The organism is Bacillus subtilis subsp. subtilis str. 168 (genome assembly GCF_000009045.1).
Lineage (GTDB): Bacteria > Bacillota > Bacilli > Bacillales > Bacillaceae > Bacillus > Bacillus subtilis.
This window is the reverse complement of record NC_000964.3, coordinates 834,288-855,090: the sequence shown is the minus strand read 5'-3', so window position 1 is coordinate 855,090 and position 20,803 is coordinate 834,288. Positions and strand designations below refer to the sequence as shown.

Below are 20,803 nucleotides of genomic sequence, written 5' to 3'. Positions count from 1 at the left end.
CAGCTTTCTTCTTTTAAACCCACTTCACAACATCTTCAACAGCAGATCTTGTTTTCGGACGAGGGTCTCTCACTCGGTAGCCGAATGCCACCATCACAGAAATATCGAAGCTTCCGTTTTCCAGAAGGCCTTCTTCTTCAAGAATACGGTGAATGTGATCGTACTGGAAGCCTTCGATCGGGCAGGAATCAACACCGATTTGCGCAGCGGCAGTCATCATGTTGCCAAGCGCGATATAGGTTTGTTTTGATGCCCAGTCAAACAATGTTCTGTCACTTTCAAGCAAATGCAAATCGTTTTTCTGGAATTCTTCTGTTTTGCTTAAATAGCCTTCGTACACGTCTTGAGGCATTTGTTTTACTTCTTTTAAATGACGTTTGATGTAGTCCGCATTATATTTGATATCCTTCGCTGTACGCGCAAGAATCAGGACGAAATGGCTTGCGGTCGGCAGCTGCTTTTGCGCGCCCCATGTGTATTCACGAAGCTTCTCGCGGAATTCCGGATTTTGGACGACGACAAATTTCCAAGGCTCAAGGCCGAGTGAGCTCGGAGACAGTCTTCCTGTTTCTAAAATAAATTCAAAATCGCTGTCTGACACTTTTTTATTCGGGTCAAATTCCTTAGTCGCATGCCTGAAATTGTATGCATCCAGAATTTGTGTCTTTAGATCTGCCATGTAAAACACCTCTCCTTTAGATTACTCTCATCTCTATTGTAGCCATTATGATAAAAAGTAAAAGTACGCACATTTTTGTTGGATAGTATCAATTTTGATACCAAACAAAAAAGCGCGCTGCCGCAGGCAGGCGCCTCTCTCATTTCCCCCGCCGCGCAAAATCAACAAATCGGAATTTGTCGAGACGGTGTCTGCTTTCCGTATATTGAAACAAACTGGTATCCTCCAAAAAGACGTAGTTTCTCACCACGACCATATGGTCATAGCCGCGTAAATCGAGCAGCTCTCTGTCCTCGTCCGTACACGGCTCGGCTACAATTTCTTTTTGGGCGTAACTGATCGAAAGACCGAGCTCTCCTTCTATATATTCATATATGGAGTTTTCACAAATTTCTTTCGTCAGGTGAGGGACATGCTTTCTGAAAAAGTAATCCTTGTCCAAAATCACATGTTCCCCGTCAATCTTTCTAGACCTGATGACTTCCCAGATGTCGTCATCCAGATTGGCCCGGAGCTGTTTTTGGATCAGCTCTGACGGAGGCTCCAGCCCGAATTTGTGTACAGTTGTTTTCGTTTCTTTGCCAAGCGTTTGCGCGAGCTCCTTGAAGCTGACAAGGCCCGAAACGGGAAACTGCATTTTTTCACGATTGAGCACGACGGAGCCTTTTCCCCTGATTTTCTGGATATAACCGTTTTGCGCGAGCATATGAAGCGCCTTTCGGACCGTTTCTCTTGATGTACCGTACTGTGCGGTCAACTCATGTTCAGACGGAAGAATCTCCTCCGCTTTCCATCGGCCGCCTTCAATTTGCTGTGCGATGTCTTTATAAATTGTGATGAATTTATTCACCTTCATTATGGACCACCCAGCTTAGTTTAACACGGTTTCGTTAAACGATAAACAATGGACTCATATGGGCGAAGCGTCATGTTCTGAAGCCCTTCCCTTGCTTCATCGTTCGTCAACAGCACCTCTGCCTTCCATTCGTCAGGCGCTAAAGAGTCCGGCAGTGTAAAGGCCGCCTCTGTCCCGTAAAAATTATTGATCACGAGCAGCTTTTCATTGCTGCCGTGTCTGAGATACGCAAAAATGTTCGGGTCATCCTTTGCAATTATCTCATACGTACCCTCTGTCACAATGTCATACATTTTGCGAATCTGAATCAATTTTTGATAATGGTAAAACACCGAATTCTGATCCCTCAGCGCCGCTTCAGCATTGATTTCCCGGTAATTTCCTGCAACCGGTATCCATGGTGTGCCCGTTGTAAAACCACCATTTTCCGTAGCATCCCACTGAACGGGGGTTCTGGAATTGTCACGGGATTTCGCCTGTAAAATGGCTGTAATATCTTGATCAGCCATTCCTTTTTCCTTAAAGGCGTGATACATGTTCAGCGATTCGACATCCCGATAGGAGCTTATGTCAGTGAACTTCGGATTCGTCATCCCCAGCTCCTCGCCCTGATAAATATAAGGCGTGCCCTGCATCATATGAATGGCCGTAGCAAGCATTTTCGCCGATTTCACCCTATATGCGCCATCATCTCCATATCTTGATACGACGCGCGGCTGATCATGATTGCACCAGAACAGAGCGTTCCATCCCCCTCCTGCGTGCATCCCCGTTTGCCAGTCAGATAGGATCTCCTTCAGCTTCAAAAAATCAAACGGCGCCAAGGCCCATTTTTCGCCGTTAGGATAGTCAACCTTGAGATGATGGAAGCTGAATGTCATATCAAGTTCTTTATTGTCAGGATTCGTATACCGGATGCAGTGGTCTACGGTTGTTGAAGACATCTCACCGACCGTCATGCTGTCGTAATGTGAAAACACCTTTTCGTTCATTTCATGCAGAAATTCGTGCACCCGCGGCCCGTCAGTGTAAAAAGAGCGGCCGTCGCCTTCCTCCGCATTCGGAAAGCGCTGATCTTTAGAAATCAGGTTGATGACATCAAGCCTAAAGCCGTCTATTCCCTTTTCAAACCAAAAATGCATCATGTCATAGACATGCTTTCTGACCTCTTCATTTTCCCAATTCAAATCAGCCTGCGTCACATCAAACAGATGCAAATAGTATTGGCCCGATGCTTCGTCAAGCTCCCATGCCGAGCCGCCGAATTTCGATTCCCAGTTCGTCGGAACAGAACCGTTTTCCTGCGGTTTTTTCCATATATAAAAATCACGGTACGGGCTGTCTATTGAAGAGATCGCCTCGCGAAACCATTTGTGCTCTGTTGACGTATGATTGACAACAAGATCCATGACGACTTTCAGGTCTCTTTTATGTGCTTCGGACACTAGCCGCTCAAAATCCTCCATCGTTCCGTATTCAGGATAAATCGAGTAATAATCACGAATATCGTACCCATTATCATGCTGGGGAGAATCATAAATCGGCGTCAGCCAAAGCACATCCACCTGTAGCGTTTTTAAGTAATCCAGCTTTTCAATAATGCCGTTCAGATCGCCAACACCATTTCCTGTCGTATCGTTAAAGCTTTTCGGATAAATTTGATAAACCACAGCTTTTTTCCACCATGGCGTTTGTTCTGTTTTCATCTGTTTCCACCACCATATTTAAATTGAAAACGGGAAAAGGGAACGTTCAACACGTCCCGCTCCCCACTTGTTATTTATGTTTGAATCTCGCATACGCGTATGTTCCGGCAAACGGCACGATCAATACAATAGCCATCCCGATTGCAAACGCGCCCCAGTACTGGCTCATGATTGAGAAAATCCCCGGCACGCCGCCGACACCGACGGAGCTTGCCAGCACACCTTGAGAAGAAATATACATTCCGGCCAGGCCAGAGCTGACCATTGCAATGATAAACGGGAATCTGTATCGCAGATTCACCCCAAAGATGGCAGGCTCTGTAATGCCAAGATAAGCAGAAATCCCTGATGTGAGGGAGAGGCCTTTTTGTTTCTCATCCTTCACGATAAACATCATGGCCAGAGCCGCCGAACCTTGTGCGATATTAGAAAGCGCCAGCATCGGCCATAAAAAGGTGCCGCCGAGCTTTGAACCGATGAGCTGCAGGTCGACTGCAAGAAACGTGTGATGCATACCGGTAATCACGAGCGCTGAGTAGAAACCGCCATATAACAGACCGCCCAGTGCGGCAAAAGAACCAAACACCGAGATAAGCCCTGAAGTCAGTACATTACCGATCGCAAATGTAATCGGGCCGATAATGATAAAAGAGGCAAATCCTGTTAAGAGAAGCGTAATTGGTGCGACAACGAGCAGCTGTATGCCCTCAGGTGTGCGTTTTGTTAAAAATACCTCAATCTTCGCCAGCATATAAGAAGCAAGCAAAATTGGGAGCACCTGGCCCTGATAGCCGACTTTCTGCACCTCTAGGCCGAATAGATTCCATACCGGGATCTCTCCGCTTTGTTCTGCCGCGCCATATCCCCACGCATTCAGCAAATCAGGATGCACGAGCATAACCCCGAGCACAATGCCGAGAAGCGGATTGCCGCCGAACCGCTTGACGGCAGACCATCCGATTAACGCAGGCAAAAACGTAAAGGCCGTGCCTGCAATCAGGTTAATCATATTAGCAAGATCCGCCCACTGCGGATAAACCTGCACAATCGATTTTGTGCTGAAGAAAATGCCTTCCGCCGTTAAAATGTTATTGATCCCCATTAAAAGACCCGCCGTGACAATCGCAGGCAATATTGGAATAAAAATATCTGCAAGCGTTTTCACAGCACGCTGCAAAGGATTCATATTTTTTTCTGAGGCCTTCTTCACTTCATCCTTTGTTGACTCGCCAATCCCCGTTTCCTTAACCAGTTCAGCATATACTTTATTGACAGTTCCCTGGCCGATTACGACCTGAAACTGTCCGTTTGTCGAGAATGATCCCTTTACCACATCAATTTGATCAAGCATCTCTTGGTCAACCTTGCTTTCATCTATTAAAGCAAAACGCAAACGTGTAACACAATGAGTTGCCGCTGCAATATTTTCAGCACCGCCGACTGCTTCGACAATCTGACGTGCCGATTTGTTCAGTTCCCCCATGCCAACCCCTCCGTATCCGTTTTTATAACTTGTATATACAACTTATAATCATATTGTATTCCTGTATATACAGGTAGTCAACACTTTTTTATAGCGCTTTCATCCTAGTCTGGAATATATGAAACAGACAAGGTTACCCTAAAAGTCACAAGCACTTATTGAATATGACATTAAAAAGCAGGGTGAGCCTCTATGAATAAACGCGACAAAGCGCTTCAGCTCATCAAAGAGCTTGAAGACAATCAGGACAGACCGATCTCTCCCAATTTGAAGGAAAACCTCGAAAATCTGACCTTATTAACAGAAGGCTGCTCAGACATCGTATTTAGACAATTTGACTTTGGAAACGGGCTGTGCGGATTTATTGTTTATATCGAAGGAATTGTAAAATCTGAACATATTCAGGATCACGCCCTCCGCCCTTTCTTAATGCATTTGACGGATCAAATAGATGAACATGAAGAGGCGCTGCAAAATACTCTATCAATTTCAAGTGTTGCATTAGAAACGAGTATGAGCAAAGTGGCTGCATCCATCATTGAGGGGAACGCGGTTTTATTTGCCGACGGGCACTCAAAAGGCCTGATCTTAAATATAAAAGGCGGACAAAGAAGAAGCATTGAAGAGCCGATAACAGAATCGACCATCAGAGGGTCAAGAGAGGGCTTCACTGAAAGCCTCAGGGTCAATACCGCTCTTGTGCGCTTTCGCGTCAAAACGTTTCAGCTTAAAATGATCTCTTTTAAAATCGGCACGAAAACCAAAACCGATGTTGTCTTGGCCTATATTGACGGGCTTGCCGATCCAAAGGTTATTGACAAAGCAAAAAAAAGAATCAAAAAGATAAAGATTGATGCTGTCTTAGAAAGCGGATATATTGAAGAATTTATCGAAGACGACACGTACTCGCCATTCCCCCAGCTGCAATACACAGAAAGGCCGGACACCGTCGCCGCCCAGCTTCTCGAAGGCCGATTTGCCATTTTCACAGATAATACGCCCTTTGTCTTAACAGGCCCGATTACGTTTTGGCAGCTTATGCAGGCCAGTGAAGATTACTATGAGCGTTATTTGATGTCTAACTTAATCCGCTGGCTTCGCTATATGTTTTTATTCGTTGCTTTATATTTGCCGGCTATTTATGTTGCCGTTATTACATACCACCAGGACTTAATGCCGACAAACTTAATGTTCAGTGTGGCCTCTGCGCGTGAACCGATTCCTTTCCCCGCCATCATAGAAGCATTGATTATGGAAATTTCTTTTGAGGCTCTCCGTGAGGCGGGAGTGCGCCTGCCGAAAACCATCGGCCAGACCGTCAGTATTCTCGGGGCCCTAGTCATTGGGACAGCCGCTGTTGAAGCGGGAATTGTGTCTGCCCCCATGGTGATCATCGTATCGTTAACAGGGATCGCGTCATTTACAATTCCGCGGTTTAACTTAGCTATCTCCATCAGGATGCTTCGTTTCCCGCTTATGTTTTTGGCGAGTATTTTTGGGATATTCGGCATTATGCTCGGCACGATTATCTTAGTGCTTCATTTATGCAAGCTGCAATCTTTCGGCATTCCTTATTTATCCGGGATTTCTCCGTTTAAACGAGATGAAGTAAAAGATATTTTTGTCAGGGCGCCTTGGTGGACGATGACCAGAAGGCCGGGCACGTATTCGCGCGGCAACGGACAGAAGGGAGCGAAAAGAGAGGACCCAAAAGATGAAGAAAACAATATATAAGTGTGTTTTGCCGCTTCTCATTTGTATCCTTCTAACGGGGTGCTGGGACCGGACAGAAATCAATGACATTGCATTTGTTGTCAGCTCAGCCATTGATAAGAAAAAAGATCAGTATCGAGTGGCCATGCAGATTCCCTTGGTCGGCCAATTAGGCGGACAAACAGGGGGCGGCGGCGGAACTGCCGGTTCAAAAACATGGTATGTTGATTCAGCTTCCGGCACTACGATCAGAGAAGCGAACAACAAGCTGCAAACCTCCTTGTCACGGACAATCAATACGTCCCACAGACGTACAGTCATTATTGGAGAGGATATGGCGAGAGACGGCGTTGCCCCAGTCTTTGATATTTTAACGCGAAATCCGCAGAACAGATTAACGGCGCTCATTTTAGTCAGCCGGGGAGAAGCGCGGGACATTTTAAATACCGATGTTCAGCTTGAACAGTTTCCGGCGGAAATGATTCGGGAGCTGGCCATTATCGCAACGAGCCGCCCCGTTTTCTTAAGCAGATTCATGTCTGATCTAGTAGAAATAGGCAGTGATCCGTATGCACCGGTCATCTCTGCATCTAAAACAAAACCTGGAGGGAAAGGCAAATCTAATTTGAAAATTGACGGGCTTGCGATCTTTAAAAAGGACAGATTGATGGATATTTTCAAAGATGAACACATGACAGCAGCCCTGATGTTGCTGAATCAAGCCCGCCAGCCAGAATTCATAGTAGACCTGCCGAATCAAATGGGGCAAGCATCCATTCAGCTTCAAAAGTCCAATGCATCCTTTCATGCCGCTGAAAAAAACGGAAAGCTGTCAATGACAATCGAGATCAGAGCCAAAGGAATTATTATGGAAAACCAATCAACCTATGAGACGAGAGAAAATGACCAGTATTACATCATTCAAAAAGCATTAAACAGAACCATAAAGAAGGACGTGATCAGCACCGTTCATCGTTTGCAAAAGCTAAAGGCGGACCCGGCCGGCTTTCAAGACAGGACCATCAGAAGCACGGCAACCACGAAGAATCTGCTGAAAAAGGAATGGGAAGAGGTATATAAGGATATGGAGGTTCACGTCGTCCCAATTGTGACGATTGAGCAGGGCGGTGTCCTATACAAAACGATCAGCCATTAATGGAGGTGCGTCAGCATGATCAGCTATATCGTACAGACATTGATTGTGTGCATTGCCATATACGCATATGAATGGAAGAATTTTCGTTCCGCTAACAATCTAACAAAATGGGCCTTCAGCCTGCTAATTGCAGGAAGTGCTTTTCTATGGATTTATATGAGAGTGAATCCCCTGCTTCCGCGGCTGGGGCACCTGTTTAAATATATTCCGTTTTGAACATGACAGAAAGGATGTGCTTTATGGACAAGACCTCTGCATACCAAGGATTATTTTTCGGAGCTCTGTATACGTTAGCAGTCGGATTAAAGCATGCTCCGATTCTCATGATCGAATCAGCAAAACAAAATGCCTGGCACAGCTACATCCTCGGCGTTGTCATCGTGATTCCGGCACTCTGGCTCATGCATAGGCTGATGAAAAAGCATCAGGATAAAAATATCTATGAGCTGCTGAGCGATTCCTCACCAATCGCAGGCCGGATTATCATTTTACTGTTTTCTTTGTATTTCCTGTTAATCAATGCTCATGATATACGTTTTTTCATCAATTTGATTAACATTTTATTTCTCCCGAGAACACCAATGGCTGTTCTTGGCGGTGTTATTATCTTTGTGGCGATCTGTATTGCCAGAGAGGGAAAAGAAACATTGACCAGAATGGCGCAGATATTCCTATTTCCATTCGGCATCCTGGTCTTGTTCCTTCCATTTACGCTGGCCACACAAATTGAGCTTCAAAACTTGACACCTGTTTTTGAAGGTCTAATCCCATACCTTCAATCAGGCTATTACGCGTTTGGGACAATGGGGGAATTGATTATCCTTCCGCTTCTCTTCTCAAACCGGAGCGTCCCGCTAAAATACACCATTTTCGCGATACTGCTGGGCGCTTTATTGCTGGCCGTGATGTTATTTTCTTCAATTTCTGTCTTTGGTCCCAACCTGACATCTACTTTCTTTGATCCTGCTTATATGGTCATCAGGCAGATCCGCATTACGGATTTTCTGGATCGCTCAGACCTGATCATCGCGGCTTTTTGGATTCCGGTCATTATGGTGAAGATAGCAGGTTCCCTATATATCGTGGTATACGGCCTTTCGTTTTTACACTCAAAAATCGACCCGAAAGCCATGTATACACCAACCGGCATGTTCTCAGTCGTATGCGGCTTTTGGTTTTTTTTAAATACAAATCAGCTAATCGACTTTAACAGAATCAAACCAATCATTAATGTAGTGATTTCTCTTTTGCTGCCTTTACTCATTTATTTGATCATAAAAAGCAAAGCATTGTTCGGCGCAAAAGCAAAACACTAGGAATTTTTAGCTTCTTTTGTTGGATAAACAGGCTTTTGTTTCGTTTTTCTTATATCTTTCAGGTAGTACTGTTCAGATGTAAAGAATTCGGTGTACAGCGCTTTTACCTTTCTGCTCAATAACAAGAGCGCAATCACATTCGGGACAACAATAAAAACCAATGCTAAGTCCAATACGCCCCAAATGGCTTTTGCTCCGCCTGCGGCACCTATGATAATAGCCGCTAAATAAACGAATTTAATCACATGTCCTGCCAGCCGCCCGAACAGAAATTCAGCTTGCTTTACGCCGTAAAAAATGACAACCATAATGGTTGATACGACAAAGAAGACCAGGGAAACCGAAACGAAGTATCCTCCTCCAGAACCGAAATAGTGCTGAAATGCGGCCGTTGTCAGTGCTGCCGGGTCATTTGAGGCGTTCTTCCCTGTCCATACACCGGATGCAAGGACGATAAAAGCGGTAGTCGTACAGATGATTAAGGTGTCAATGACAATGCCGATCACAGACCAAAACCCTTGCCGCACAGGATGATCAGTCATTGCTGCCGCATGTGCAATCGGGGCTGTTCCCATCCCGGCTTCATTAGAATACAGCCCGCGGGCAAATCCCCAGCGAACGGTTTCCGCCAACGCAGCACCTGCGAACCCTCCAACTGCTGAAGAAGAGGTAAACGCATTTGAAAAAACGAGAGAGAAAAACGCCGGCACTGATGATAGATTCATGAGAACAATCAGGAGACCGGCACCTGCGTATGCCCCTGCCATAAGAGGCACGACAAACTCTGTTACTTTTCCGATCCGCTTTACCCCTCCTATCACCACTAACCCAATCAAAAATGCAATTCCGATTCCTGCGTATATTTTATTGAAAGAAAACGTCTCGGCAAGCGAGACTGAAACCGAATTTCCCTGAACCATAATGCTGGGAATCAGCTCCACAATCAGCGCAACAGAGAAGAATACGCCGAGCCATTTCATGCGCAGCCCTTTTGTTATGTAATACATCGGTCCCCCGACGTATTCACCCTGCTCATTTTTTTCTCTGTAATGAACAGCAAGAACACTTTCAGAAAACTTAATCGCCATGGCAAATAAGGCAATAAGCCACATCCAAAAAACCGCTCCTGGTCCCCCAAACATAATAGCGGCGGGCACACCGACAATGTTCGCTGCACCGATCGTTGAACTGAGGGCTGAGGTCAATGCCTGAAGCGGTGTGACTGTGCCTTCTCCCTTCGGCTTTTTTCCTACACTGCCGATTGTCTGTTTGAAAATGTATAAAGGATAGCGAAATTGAAAACCTTTCAGCAAAATAGTGAAATACAAGCCCGTCCCCGTCAGCAGGATGATTAGCGGCGGACCCCACAGCCAATCAGATATATGCTCTATCCATACTAATAGTCGTTCCATCCCATCACCCTTTTTTCGTTTATGAATCATTTCCCATAGATGGAAAAACATAAACCTTTTGACATAGAACTTGGAACATAAAAAGGATGGCTTTTATCAATCGCCATCCTGCAGACAAGACAAATCAGCTGGAAGAAGGTCTGTTTCGTCCAAGCCGGTCATATACTTTATTCTTATAAAAAGCGGATGCTGGCTTTGAAAACATGCCTTTTTTGTCGACAAGCTTATCAAGCAGCAATTGCTTTTCAGATTTTTTTCTGATTAATTGCTCGCGTTCTTTTTCGTCATAGCACTTTTCGATTAAATGGTCGATGGTCATAAGCTCTTTTTTGAGCGCGCCCTCGTCCTCTGCCATTCCCGCGTTTTTCAAAATACGATAGCCCATGCGCAGCGATTCCGGCAAGTGTGCCGCGTCATCCTTCGGCAGCGGCTTCCCCATTCCCGGGAGGTTTTGAAAGTCCCCGTCTTTGATGGCGCGCTTAATTTTATCTTCAGACACAATATGGGAAAAATCCATCATTTCACCTCTTTTTATCTATACCTTATATTTTATCATACAATTCTCAATGTACCATTTTATTCCTTTATTTCTAGAAAGATACCTTGTTTTACATTTGGTAATATCAAAGCGAAACGTTGATTCGACGGCGTTTTTCGCCACTTTCTCCCTCATACGATTTTCACTTTTCTAATCTGCTGATTCGTGTTATATTGGATACGTTCGTTTTTTCTATCGTTTCGCTCGAACTGGATCGGAAAAAAGGAGTGTAACAATGAAAACATTTATAAAAGAAAGAGGACTGGCCTTCTTCTTAATTGCGGTCGTCCTGTTATGGATCAAAACGTATGTCGGTTATGTCCTGAATTTCAACTTAGGAATAGACAACACGATACAAAAAATATTGCTTTTTGTGAATCCTCTTAGCTCAAGCTTGTTCTTTCTTGGCTTTGGACTCTTGTTCAAGAAAAAATTACAGCAGACAGCCATTATAGTGATTCATTTTTTAATGTCTTTTTTACTGTACGCCAACATTGTGTACTACAGATTTTTCAATGATTTTATTACAATTCCGGTCATTATGCAGGCTAAAACAAACGGCGGCCAACTCGGTGACAGCGCATTTTCGCTGATGAGACCGACTGACGCCTTTTACTTTATCGATACGATCATCCTGATCATCTTGGCGATCAAAGTAAACAAGCCTGCCGAAACGTCAAGCAAAAAATCGTTCCGAATTATTTTTGCGTCTTCAATTCTTGTGTTCTTGATCAACCTGGCAGTTGCGGAATCAGACCGTCCTGAATTGCTGACAAGATCATTCGACCGGAACTATCTTGTGAAATACTTGGGAACATACAATTTCACGATTTATGACGCTGTACAGAATATCAAGTCCAACAGCCAGCGCGCGCTTGCCGATTCCAGCGACGTAACGGAAGTAGAAAACTACATGAAAGCCAATTACGATGTGCCGAATAACGTGTATTTCGGCAAAGCGGAAGGAAAAAACGTCATTTACGTTTCACTTGAATCTTTGCAGTCATTTATCATCGACTATAAAATTGACGGCAAAGAAGTGACACCATTCTTAAATAAACTGGCACATGATAACGAAACGTTCTACTTTGATAACTTTTTCCACCAAACGGGACAAGGTAAAACATCTGATGCTGAATTTATGATGGAAAACTCTCTGTACCCGCTGGCTCAAGGTTCAGTTTTCGTAAACAAAGCGCAAAACACGCTGCAATCCGTTCCGGCGATTCTGAAGTCTAAGAATTACACATCTGCTACTTTCCACGGGAACACGCAGACGTTCTGGAACCGTAACGAAATGTACAAGGCGGAAGGCATTGATAAATTCTTTGATTCTGCTTACTATGACATGAACGAAGAAAACACGAAAAACTACGGCATGAAAGACAAACCGTTCTTCAAAGAATCAATGCCGCTGCTGGAAAGCCTGCCGCAGCCGTTCTATACGAAGTTCATTACCCTTTCCAACCACTTCCCATTCGGAATGGATGAGGGGGATACAGACTTCCCGGCTGGAGACTTTGGTGACTCTGTCGTCGATAACTATTTCCAGTCAGCCCATTACCTTGATCAGTCCATTGAACAATTCTTCAATGATCTGAAAAAAGACGGGTTATATGATAAATCGATTATTGTGATGTACGGAGACCACTACGGCATCTCTGAAAACCACAATAAAGCGATGGCGAAAGTGCTTGGCAAGGATGAAATCACTGATTACGACAACGCCCAGCTTCAACGGGTGCCGCTCTTTATCCACGCTGCCGGCGTGAAGGGCGAGAAAGTTCATAAATATGCCGGAGACGTTGATGTGGCTCCTACCATTCTGCATCTGCTCGGAGTGGATACGAAGGACTATCTGATGTCCGGTTCTGATATTTTATCGAAAGAACACCGTGAAGTGATTCCGTTCCGAAACGGAGACTTTATTTCACCGAAGTACACGAAAATATCCGGTAAGTATTACGACACGAAAACCGGAAAAGAACTCGATGAATCCGAAGTCGACAAGTCAGAAGACTCACTCGTCAAGAAGGAACTTGAAATGTCCGATAAAATCATAAACGGAGACCTGCTGCGGTTCTACGAGCCGAAAGGTTTTAAGAAGGTGAATCCTTCTGATTATGATTACACAAAACATGACGAAGATTCTTCCGAAACGTCAAAGGATAACGAAGATAAATAAGAAAAAGCGGAGAGGTTGCCCTCTCCGCTTTTTTATTTGACAGCAGCCCTCAATTCCTCAGCTGCAAATTCCACATTCGGGCCAATAATGACTTGAACCGATTGCCCGCCCGATTTGACAACCCCTTTTGCGCCTGCTTTCTTTAGCAGTGCTTCATCCACCAAAGCGGTATCCTTCACAGTCAGTCGCAGCCTTGTGGCGCAATGATCAATGGTTTGAAGGTTTTCTTTTCCGCCGAGCCCTTTCAGCATGATGTTTTCATTTACATCCTGAACAGTATTTTCATCCAGCACTTCATCCACATCATCGTCTTCCCGTCCAGGCGTTTTTAAATTCAAAGCCTTAATCAGTACATAAAACACGATAAAGTATACTGCCGCATAGCATATACCTACCAAAAGCAGAAGCAGCGGTTTTTCCGCGATTCCATAGCTGAGCACATAATCGATAGCTCCGGCTGAAAAAGAGAAGCCTGAGCGGATGCCGAGCCAGTTGACGATAAATAAAGATAACCCGGTTAAGACCGCGTGAACAGCGTATAAAAGCGGAGATAAAAACATAAATGCAAACTCAATCGGCTCCGTAATCCCTGTGATAAACGCCGTTAAAGCAAATCCAATCATCATTCCAGCCGTCGCTTTCCGTTTAGACGGCTTCGCAGTCACAACCATAGCCAGACACGCCGCCGGAAGACCGAACATCATGATTGGGAAAAATCCGGTCATATATGTGCCCGCAGTCGGATCTTTCGCGAAAAAGCGCGCCAAATCCCCTGTCACTCCGTTATATTCTCCGAATTGGAACCAGAAAATATTGTTCAGCACATGGTGAAGGCCAAGCGGAATTAACAGCCTGTTGAATAGGCCGAATATGCCTGCCCCGATGCCGCCGAGCCCGAGCATCCACTCTCCAAACGAGTTGATACACGATTGAATCGGCGGCCAGACCACTCCGAATATGCCCGCTAAAATGATCGTAATAATGGCTGTTAAAATCGGCACAAGCCGTCTGCCACTGAAGAACCCGAGATATTCAGGCAGCTTGGTATCCTTGAAGCGGTTATAGGTGTAACCGGCAATTAAACCGGCAATAATTCCCCCAAACACCGCCATGTTATTTGTTTTATCAATTGTCTTTGTTGCCGCGTCAAGCATCAGATACGATATCGCCCCTGATAAACCCGCTGCCCCATTGCTGTCTTTTGAAATGCCGATGGCAATACCGATCGCAAAAATAAGCGGCAGATGATCAAAAACCGCCGTCCCCGCCTGATAGACAAACGGGATATTAAATACATCCTCTCTGCCAAGCGCAAGGATAATTCCAACCGCAGGCAGAACCGCAATCGGGAGCATAAATGACTTCCCGAGTTTTTGTAAAAATGAAAGCATACCCATCCCCCTCATACCCTTTTTTTTCAAATATACCATATAAGATATCTAGTGATCTATACCAATTTTCCCGGGGGTATTTCTTTTTTCCCAGGTCCGTGTGTTTCCTATTTTTAAGACAGTTGTGGTAAGCTTAATCTAGATTATTTAAAAAGAAAGCGGGAATGACAGATGATTGTAACAAACGATCAAGAATTAGAAGGCCTGAAAAAAATCGGAAGAATCGTCGCGCTTGCGCGTGAAGAAATGAAGCGGAAGGCAGAGCCCGGCATGAGCACAAAAGACCTTGACCTTATCGGAAAAGCTGTGCTTGATGAGCACGGCGCCGTTTCAGCTCCTGAGAAGGAATACGATTTTCCAGGTGTGACATGTATCAGCGTAAATGATGAAGTGGCTCACGGCATACCAAGCACATCCAAAATTTTAAAAGCAGGGGACCTTGTCAACATCGACATCTCCGCTGAATTTGGCGGCTTCTATTCCGACACAGGCATCTCATTTGTGCTCGGTGAAGGAGAAGAACGCCTTCATAAGCTTTGCCAATGCGCGGAAAACGCTTTTCAAAAGGGGCTTCAGCAGGCAAAAGCGGGCAAGCGCCAAAACCAGATCGGAAGAGCCGTTTATCATGAAGCACGCTCTCAAGGCTTTACCGTCATCAAAACCCTGACCGGCCACGGAATCGGCCGAAGCCTGCATGAAGCGCCGAACCACATCATGAACTATTATGATCCGTTTGATAATGCGCTGTTCAAAAATGGCACAGTCATCGCGCTTGAACCGTTTATTTCAACGAAAGCAGAAACGATTGTTGAAGCTGGAGACGGCTGGACGTTCAAGACGCCGGATAAAAGCATGGTTGCCCAAGTTGAACACACGATCGTCATCACAAAAGATGAACCGATTATCCTGACGAAACTGTAAAACACATTCCGGGCTTCCGGCAGGTTTAACCTCCTCCAATTGCAGGTAAAGCATCATTATTCTGTACGAGGAGGTCTTGCAATGAACAGAGATCAAGAAAAAATCCAAATTGAAAACGAAATGAACGCGATGCATGGCACAATAAAAGAAGACATTTTAAAAGACTTTGAGGAATTTAAAGGCTACCTGAAAAAACAAGTCAACCGAGGCAAAAAGCTGGGATTGGATGACGGCAAGCTTGTAAAAAGCGCTGCGATCCTGGGAGACTACCTCGCAAAGCATGAAGAGCCGCAAAACGGTGAAGAAATGCTGCTGCAAGAGCTTTGGAGCGTTGCAGACGAAGATGAGAAAGAACATTTGGCACAGCTTCTGGTCAAATTGGTTGATAAACAATAAAACATGAGCCGGGCGATATGCGCCCGGCTTTCTTGATATTGTCACAGCCCGGCTCTTTCAGATATGCTACACTACTATTATGTCTGTGAAAGGAGCCTTTATCTGCATGTGGTTTATTATTTTCGGCATCATTTTTTTCATTGAAGGCATCATTATGACCGTTTACGGCGTTAAGAAAAAAAACGGGATGCTCACATATATCGGCATTGTTTTCGCCATTATGACATTTGGCGTTGTCATGATCAAACTAACCGGCCATTAAATCATATTCGGCTTTTGCTCCGCATATACATTCAGAAGAACATTCGTACATCTAGTGCGAAAGGCTCAGTTTTCCCCGCATCTCTTTTCAGCATCTTTTTATAGATGTTACAATGCCAATCGTTTCGAAATCAGATAGGGAAAGGAGTTTTCTGACATGCATTACGGCAGTAAAGGCTGGTATGTGGCAGAACTAAAAAAGCAGGGGATCACGCACCATGAAGGAAGAAAGCTTCAAAGCTATAAAACCTATTTTCTTGCCAACCTGCTTGAATCAAAGAAAAAACAATCTTAAATATGGCAAAGCCGCGCACGTTGATATGCGCGGCTTTTTTCTATTCAACCGGCAGCAGCCTGTCCTTTTTTTTCATAAAGGACGCTCTCCAGCTTTCCGATAGTGCAGCCTCACTTAAAATCCGTTCAATGGCGGTGAGATTTTTTGCATCATGGTAGTTGATGCGGTTCGCGAACTGGACGGATATGCCTTTCTCTCCTCTGGACAGCAATTCAAGGTTCGCGCCGGGAGACACCCTGCCCTCCTCCAGCACGCGAAAATAAAACCCTGTATAGCCGGTTTGCTGGACCTTCAGCACCATTTCTTTTACACCAAACTTTTTCGCCAGCTTTACACACGGCTGGCGCGGCTGGCTGACCTGAACAACAGCTTCATCAAGTCTGAACACATCCCCGATGCAAACATTCTCCTCAGTCAGGCCCGCGACCGTCAGATTTTCTCCAAATGCGGCATTTGACAGCGGTCTTGAGAGGAACTCTTCCCAAAACGGATAATGCTCCGCCGGGTAGACACAGACAGCCTTATCAGGTCCGCCGTGGTTGACGAGGTCCGCCTGTCCGTCTCCTTCAAAATTCTCCCGATACAGCATGACGGCTGATTTAGCCGGCCGCTTCATGATGCCGGTTTCGATTTTCTTTCCGTCATATTCAAGCGTCTGCGGTTTTCCCAGATTAAGAGAAAGAACTGAATAGCGCTCTTGTTTCATACAAACACATCCCCTTTACAGGTTGTAAAATGATTGATTATCATAAAAAGAAAAGGTGGTTTTTACATGCTTCAATACCGAATCATTGTAGACGGCCGGGTTCAAGGTGTGGGCTTTCGCTATTTTGTTCAAATGGAAGCTGATAAGCGAAAACTGGCCGGCTGGGTCAAAAACCGTGATGACGGGCGTGTCGAGATTTTGGCAGAGGGTCCGGAAAACGCCCTGCAATCGTTTGTTGAGGCTGTAAAGAACGGAAGCCCTTTCTCAAAGGTTACCGACATCTCTGTGACTGAATCCCGCAGCCTTGAAGGCCATCATCGATTTTCTATTGTTTACTCATAAGGCTTATCTTGATAAAAATAGTTCGGCTTAACGATTGAGTTATCATAGGAGCGGTGGAAGATATGAGTGGCAGCGGGTGAAATTGGCGGAATCAGCCACGTCCAGTCCCCCGTCAGCTTTCTGCCCGCTTCTTCCTCCTGTTCTTCAAACCGTTTAAACTGGCTTGCCGCTGTATGATGGTCAACGATGCTGACACCCTGCTTTTTATACGAGTGCAGCACAGCTTTATTCAATTCAACTAGCGCTTGATCCTTCCATAAATCCGTATTGTAATCAGCGGCGATGCCGATCACGGACGCTACTTTTTTGAGCTTGTCGTACCGCTTTTCATCTGCGAGGTTTCTCGCTCCGATCTCCGTGCCCATATACCAGCCGTTAAATGGCGCGGCATTATAATGAATGCCCCCGACCTCAAGCTTCATATCAGAAATAATAGGCACGCCGTACCACTTCAGCTCCAAATCAGAAAACGCCTCGATGTCCGGATGTGTGATTGGAACCTCAATCACAAGTGAACGCGGCAGCTCATACCAGACAGGCTGCTCGTCCCCTTTCATGCGAAAAATGAGCGGCAGCAGGTCAAAATCCGTTCGCTCTCCGCGCCAGCCGAGCTCTTCGCAGGCTGCTGTCAGGGAACAGGAAGCCGGGTCGCCGATTCTTTCTCCGTCTGACTCATATCCAGCGTACCGGATCAGCTGATGATTCCAGATCTCGACTTGCTTTTCACCCTTCTCTTCCGGAGGGAAAATCGTAATGGTCGGTCTGATTTTCCCGTTATTGGTGGCGGTTTCAATATGGTGAAAGAGGGCATCACGCACTTCCTCCTTCGTCCGGACGTCTCGTCTGTCGATAACATTCAGCGAATTCCAGAACAATCTGCCGATGCAGCGGTTGCTGTTTCTCCAAGCCATTTTCGCTCCGTGCTCCAGCTCTTCCTTCGTATGTACATAGCTTCCGGTCAGGTCAATTTCACTTTTAATGTCCGCGAGACGGTCTTTCACTTCCTCCTCCTTTCCCAATTCCTGATAGCATGCGGCAATAAACGCTTTCGCTTCGTTCCAGAGTATTTCTTTTTCTTCCAACAAACTCTCCCCTTCACATCACTTCATGCTTTTCATTGTATCGTTTTTAAGCGGCAAGACAAATGATTTTTCTGCAACTTCCTGGAAAACAATAAAAAACACCCGCGTGGTGCGGGTGTCAAATAGACGATAACCGATTTGCCAATTCAGTTAAGTCACTTCGAAAGTTTTTGCCGGTCATCGGTATGCCGTGCCCGGTCAATAACGCTTCCGGTTCAAGACCGGCCAGCTTTAGAATGGACTCAGCGGCCGTCTCTGTGTCAGGCGTGAAATAAGCCGGCGGCCCGTGAAGCTCCTGTTTTTGTATCAAGACGTCAGCCATTTTCTCCTGTTCCACTGTAATAACAGCATCACCTGCCACAAGCACGCGGCCGTCATCGCGGAATAACGAAATATGGCCCGGCGTGTGTCCTGGTGTCGCGATCCACATCCACTCGTCAAGAAAAGGAACTGAACCGTCTTCCGGCAGTGCCTGGACATGTGAGGAAATATCGATAGAGTGCCGCGGAAACAGCGGCGACAGCTTAGCGACCAGCCCGCTCTTGCTGTCAGGACGAGCCGGAGGATAATCCTCTTTACCTGTTACATAAGGCATTTCCCGAGAATGGATATAAACAGGCACATCCCAATGCTCAAGGATCTCTTCGATTGCCCCAATATGGTCAAAGTGCCCGTGTGTGAGGATAATCGCCTTCAGCTGAAACCCTTCACCGAATCTTTGTTTGGCTTCATTGACAATCACGCCGGCTGATTGGGGCATGCCGGCATCAATTAAAACAAATGAGTGAGGTTCAGAAGGCAGCTGAATAAAATAGACATTCGCAATTTGCACAGTCAGGCCGTGCACCCCTTTTGCCGCTTCGAACCCCGCTCCGCTTCTGACTGAAGTCAGCGGCATATAAGGATCACTCATAATGACACCTCCGGAATGTTGTATGCCGTTAGTGTGTGTCATTACGCCTGAATTATCATACGGAAATAGAGATCGCACCGATCAATAGAGCGATAGCCGTCATGACGATCACTGCGAGAACCGCCCATTTCAATGCGAATTTTTGATGGTCATCAATAGAAACTCCGACGAGTCCGACAAGCAAATGAGTGGATGGCACAAGCGGACTCAGCATATGAATCGGCTGGCCGATAATAGAGGCTCTGGCAATTTCCACTTTATCCACACCGTATGCGACAGCTGTTTCTGATAAAATCGGCAGCACCCCGTAGAAATACGCGTCATTCGGCATCAAAAATGTGAAAATGCCGCTTGTTAAGGCAACAATCGCCGGGATCAATCCGCCCATTTGTTCCGGTATCATGGACACGAGCGAGATCGCCATTTCATCAACCATTTTCGTGCCTGTCAAAATCCCCGTGAACACCCCCGCAGCAAAAATCATTGAACCGATAGCCAGCACGTTGCTGGAATGCGCCGCGATGCGCTGTCTCTGATGCTCGAGATTGGGATAATTCACAATCAGCGCAATACAAAACGCAATGACAAACAGTACGGTTAAACTGACTTTACCCGATACTAAACATCCTATTAAAGAAAGCGTTAACAATAAATTGAACCACCAAAGCTTCGGCCGCTTCCACTCATCTTCAACCGCAGCAGCCGGTTCATTGGCATTGGCTGGCTGTTTCAGTTCAATCACACCAAGGCGCTTTCGTTCCGCTTTTCCAAGCACATACGCAACTGCCACCATACAAAGCATCCCGCTTGCAATGACAGGAATCATCGGCCCTGTAAGCTCAGCTGGATCAACCCCCAGCGCACTCGCCGCCCTCGGCGTCGCACCTCCCCATGGAATCGTGTTCATGATTCCCATGCCGACTCCCGCGATTCCTGCCAAGATAATTGGCCGGATGCCTAGCAGCAAATAGAGCGGAAGCATGGCGCTTGTCGTAATCATGTACGTTGTCGAGCCATCTCCGTCCAAGGCGACGAGCATTGTAAGAACCGCTGTCCCGACAACAATTTTTAAAGGGTCTCCTTTGACCATGCTTAAAATTTTGCCAACCATTGGATCAAACAGGCCTGTATCAATCATAATTCCAAAATATAAGATCGCAAACATAATCATGACCGCAGTCGGCGCGACTTGCTGAATCCCCGAAATCATCATGTCCCCAACTTCAGTAAATCCAAATCCGGCGATAAGCGCAAACACAATCGGCGTCAAAACTAATGCTGTTAAAACAGAAAGCCGTTTTGTCATGATCAATGCCATAAACACAAGCATCATGAGAAAGCCTAAGATTGCTAACACATCCATTCCCCCTTAAATGAATCCGCTTACATTTTTTTCTCCCTTACTCCCCTTTTTGTCTTGCCTTTTTGCCATCGTATGGGAAAACCAACCGC

General features: G+C 45.7%; 22 protein-coding genes. 10 read left to right on the top strand and 12 right to left on the bottom strand.

What is annotated here, in order from left to right:
- Nucleotides 1–13: 13 nt before the first annotated feature.
- The 4 genes from hypO to treP form a co-directional block, all read right to left on the bottom strand.
- Entirely contained in the window at nt 14–679 is a 666-nt protein-coding gene (gene hypO / locus BSU_07830; protein ID NP_388664.1) for an NAD(P)H-flavin oxidoreductase (nitroreductase), read from the bottom strand.
- A 139-nt stretch (nt 680–818) separates the two neighbouring features.
- A complete protein-coding gene (gene treR / locus BSU_07820) occupies nt 819–1,535 on the bottom strand; it encodes a transcriptional regulator (TreR-trehalose) (RefSeq protein NP_388663.1) in 717 nt (238 codons plus the stop codon).
- A gap of 20 nt (nt 1,536–1,555) precedes the next feature.
- Nucleotides 1,556–3,241, bottom strand: a complete 1,686-nt coding sequence (treA, locus tag BSU_07810) for a trehalose-6-phosphate hydrolase (RefSeq protein NP_388662.1) — start codon at nt 3,239–3,241, stop codon at nt 1,556–1,558.
- Nucleotides 3,242–3,311: 70 nt separating this feature from the next.
- Nucleotides 3,312–4,724, bottom strand: a complete 1,413-nt coding sequence (gene treP, locus BSU_07800) for a phosphotransferase system (PTS) trehalose-specific enzyme IIBC component (RefSeq protein ID NP_388661.1) — start codon at nt 4,722–4,724, stop codon at nt 3,312–3,314.
- Nucleotides 4,725–4,916: 192 nt separating this feature from the next.
- On the opposite strand from treP, the gene yfkQ reads away from it, so the two are divergent.
- From yfkQ to yfkT, 4 genes are read left to right on the top strand one after another with little or no spacing between them, the layout of a single operon-like run.
- Nucleotides 4,917–6,458 (top strand): putative spore germination protein, encoded by a 1,542-nt coding sequence (yfkQ, locus tag BSU_07790; RefSeq protein ID NP_388660.1) that lies wholly within the window; start codon nt 4,917–4,919, stop codon nt 6,456–6,458.
- On the top strand, nt 6,439–7,593 hold the full coding sequence (yfkR, locus tag BSU_07780) for a putative spore germination protein (protein NP_388659.1): 1,155 nt from the start codon (nt 6,439–6,441) through the stop codon (nt 7,591–7,593). Before yfkQ ends, yfkR begins: the two co-directional genes overlap by 20 nt.
- 15 nt (nt 7,594–7,608) lie before the next feature.
- Nucleotides 7,609–7,809 carry a putative spore germination D protein gene (gene yfkS, locus BSU_07770; RefSeq protein NP_388658.1) on the top strand — a complete coding sequence of 67 codons (201 nt, stop codon included), beginning with the start codon at nt 7,609–7,611 and terminating at the stop codon, nt 7,807–7,809.
- 23 nt (nt 7,810–7,832) lie between these two features.
- Nucleotides 7,833–8,909 carry a putative spore germination integral inner membrane transporter gene (gene yfkT, locus BSU_07760; RefSeq protein ID NP_388657.1) on the top strand — a complete coding sequence of 359 codons (1,077 nt, stop codon included), beginning with the start codon at nt 7,833–7,835 and terminating at the stop codon, nt 8,907–8,909.
- Here yfkT and yflA read toward each other — a convergent pair.
- From yflA to yflD, 3 genes are all read right to left on the bottom strand, one after another.
- Nucleotides 8,906–10,321, bottom strand: a complete 1,416-nt coding sequence (yflA, locus tag BSU_07750; protein ID NP_388656.1) for a putative aminoacid transporter — start codon at nt 10,319–10,321, stop codon at nt 8,906–8,908. The two genes, yfkT and yflA, sit on opposite strands and share 4 nt — an antisense overlap.
- 124 nt (nt 10,322–10,445) lie before the next feature.
- The gene (yflB, locus tag BSU_07735) at nt 10,446–10,838 is read right to left on the bottom strand and encodes a hypothetical protein (protein NP_388655.2); all 393 of its coding nucleotides are present in this window, start codon (nt 10,836–10,838) and stop codon (nt 10,446–10,448) included.
- 18 nt (nt 10,839–10,856) lie between these two features.
- Entirely contained in the window at nt 10,857–10,994 is a 138-nt protein-coding gene (gene yflD / locus BSU_07720; protein ID NP_388653.1) for a hypothetical protein, read from the bottom strand.
- Between the two features lie 100 nt (nt 10,995–11,094).
- On the opposite strand from yflD, the gene ltaSB reads away from it, so the two are divergent.
- A complete protein-coding gene (gene ltaSB / locus BSU_07710; RefSeq protein NP_388652.1) occupies nt 11,095–13,044 on the top strand; it encodes an enzyme responsible for polyglycerolphosphate LTA synthesis in 1,950 nt (649 codons plus the stop codon).
- Between the two features lie 32 nt (nt 13,045–13,076).
- Here the strand turns inward: ltaSB and nagP are convergent, their stop codons facing one another.
- Nucleotides 13,077–14,435 carry a phosphotransferase system (PTS) N-acetylglucosamine-specific enzyme IICB component gene (nagP, locus tag BSU_07700; protein ID NP_388651.1) on the bottom strand — a complete coding sequence of 453 codons (1,359 nt, stop codon included), beginning with the start codon at nt 14,433–14,435 and terminating at the stop codon, nt 13,077–13,079.
- Nucleotides 14,436–14,606: 171 nt separating this feature from the next.
- Between nagP and mapB the strand changes: the two genes are divergently transcribed.
- The 4 genes from mapB (at nt 14,607) to yflJ (ending at nt 16,308) form a co-directional block, all read left to right on the top strand.
- Nucleotides 14,607–15,356 (top strand): methionine aminopeptidase B, encoded by a 750-nt coding sequence (mapB, locus tag BSU_07690; protein NP_388650.1) that lies wholly within the window; start codon nt 14,607–14,609, stop codon nt 15,354–15,356.
- 81 nt (nt 15,357–15,437) lie between these two features.
- Nucleotides 15,438–15,752: a putative enzyme gene (yflH, locus tag BSU_07680; RefSeq protein ID NP_388649.1), complete on the top strand. Its 315-nt coding sequence runs from the start codon at nt 15,438–15,440 to the stop codon at nt 15,750–15,752.
- Between the two features lie 106 nt (nt 15,753–15,858).
- Nucleotides 15,859–16,014: a hypothetical protein gene (gene yflI, locus BSU_07670; RefSeq protein ID NP_388648.1), complete on the top strand. Its 156-nt coding sequence runs from the start codon at nt 15,859–15,861 to the stop codon at nt 16,012–16,014.
- A 156-nt stretch (nt 16,015–16,170) separates the two neighbouring features.
- The gene (gene yflJ, locus BSU_07660) at nt 16,171–16,308 is read left to right on the top strand and encodes a hypothetical protein (protein ID NP_388647.1); all 138 of its coding nucleotides are present in this window, start codon (nt 16,171–16,173) and stop codon (nt 16,306–16,308) included.
- A 40-nt stretch (nt 16,309–16,348) separates the two neighbouring features.
- Here the strand turns inward: yflJ and yflK are convergent, their stop codons facing one another.
- Complete coding sequence (gene yflK / locus BSU_07650) at nt 16,349–17,014, bottom strand: putative sulfur carrier (RefSeq protein NP_388646.1); 666 nt, start codon at nt 17,012–17,014, stop codon at nt 16,349–16,351.
- 66 nt (nt 17,015–17,080) lie between these two features.
- On the opposite strand from yflK, the gene acyP reads away from it, so the two are divergent.
- The gene (acyP, locus tag BSU_07640) at nt 17,081–17,356 is read left to right on the top strand and encodes an acylphosphatase (RefSeq protein NP_388645.1); all 276 of its coding nucleotides are present in this window, start codon (nt 17,081–17,083) and stop codon (nt 17,354–17,356) included.
- On the opposite strand, the gene nosA is transcribed toward acyP, so the two are convergent.
- The 3 genes from nosA to citM all read right to left on the bottom strand — a co-directional run bounded on the left by nosA (nt 17,347) and on the right by citM (nt 20,708).
- Entirely contained in the window at nt 17,347–18,438 is a 1,092-nt protein-coding gene (nosA, locus tag BSU_07630; protein NP_388644.2) for a nitric-oxide synthase, read from the bottom strand. The genes acyP and nosA overlap by 10 nt on opposite strands.
- Before the next feature lie 118 nt (nt 18,439–18,556).
- Complete coding sequence (gene yflN / locus BSU_07620) at nt 18,557–19,351, bottom strand: putative metal-dependent hydrolase (RefSeq protein NP_388643.1); 795 nt, start codon at nt 19,349–19,351, stop codon at nt 18,557–18,559.
- A gap of 55 nt (nt 19,352–19,406) precedes the next feature.
- Complete coding sequence (citM, locus tag BSU_07610) at nt 19,407–20,708, bottom strand: transporter of divalent metal ions/citrate complexes (protein NP_388642.1); 1,302 nt, start codon at nt 20,706–20,708, stop codon at nt 19,407–19,409.
- Between the last annotated feature and the right edge of the window lie 95 nt (nt 20,709–20,803).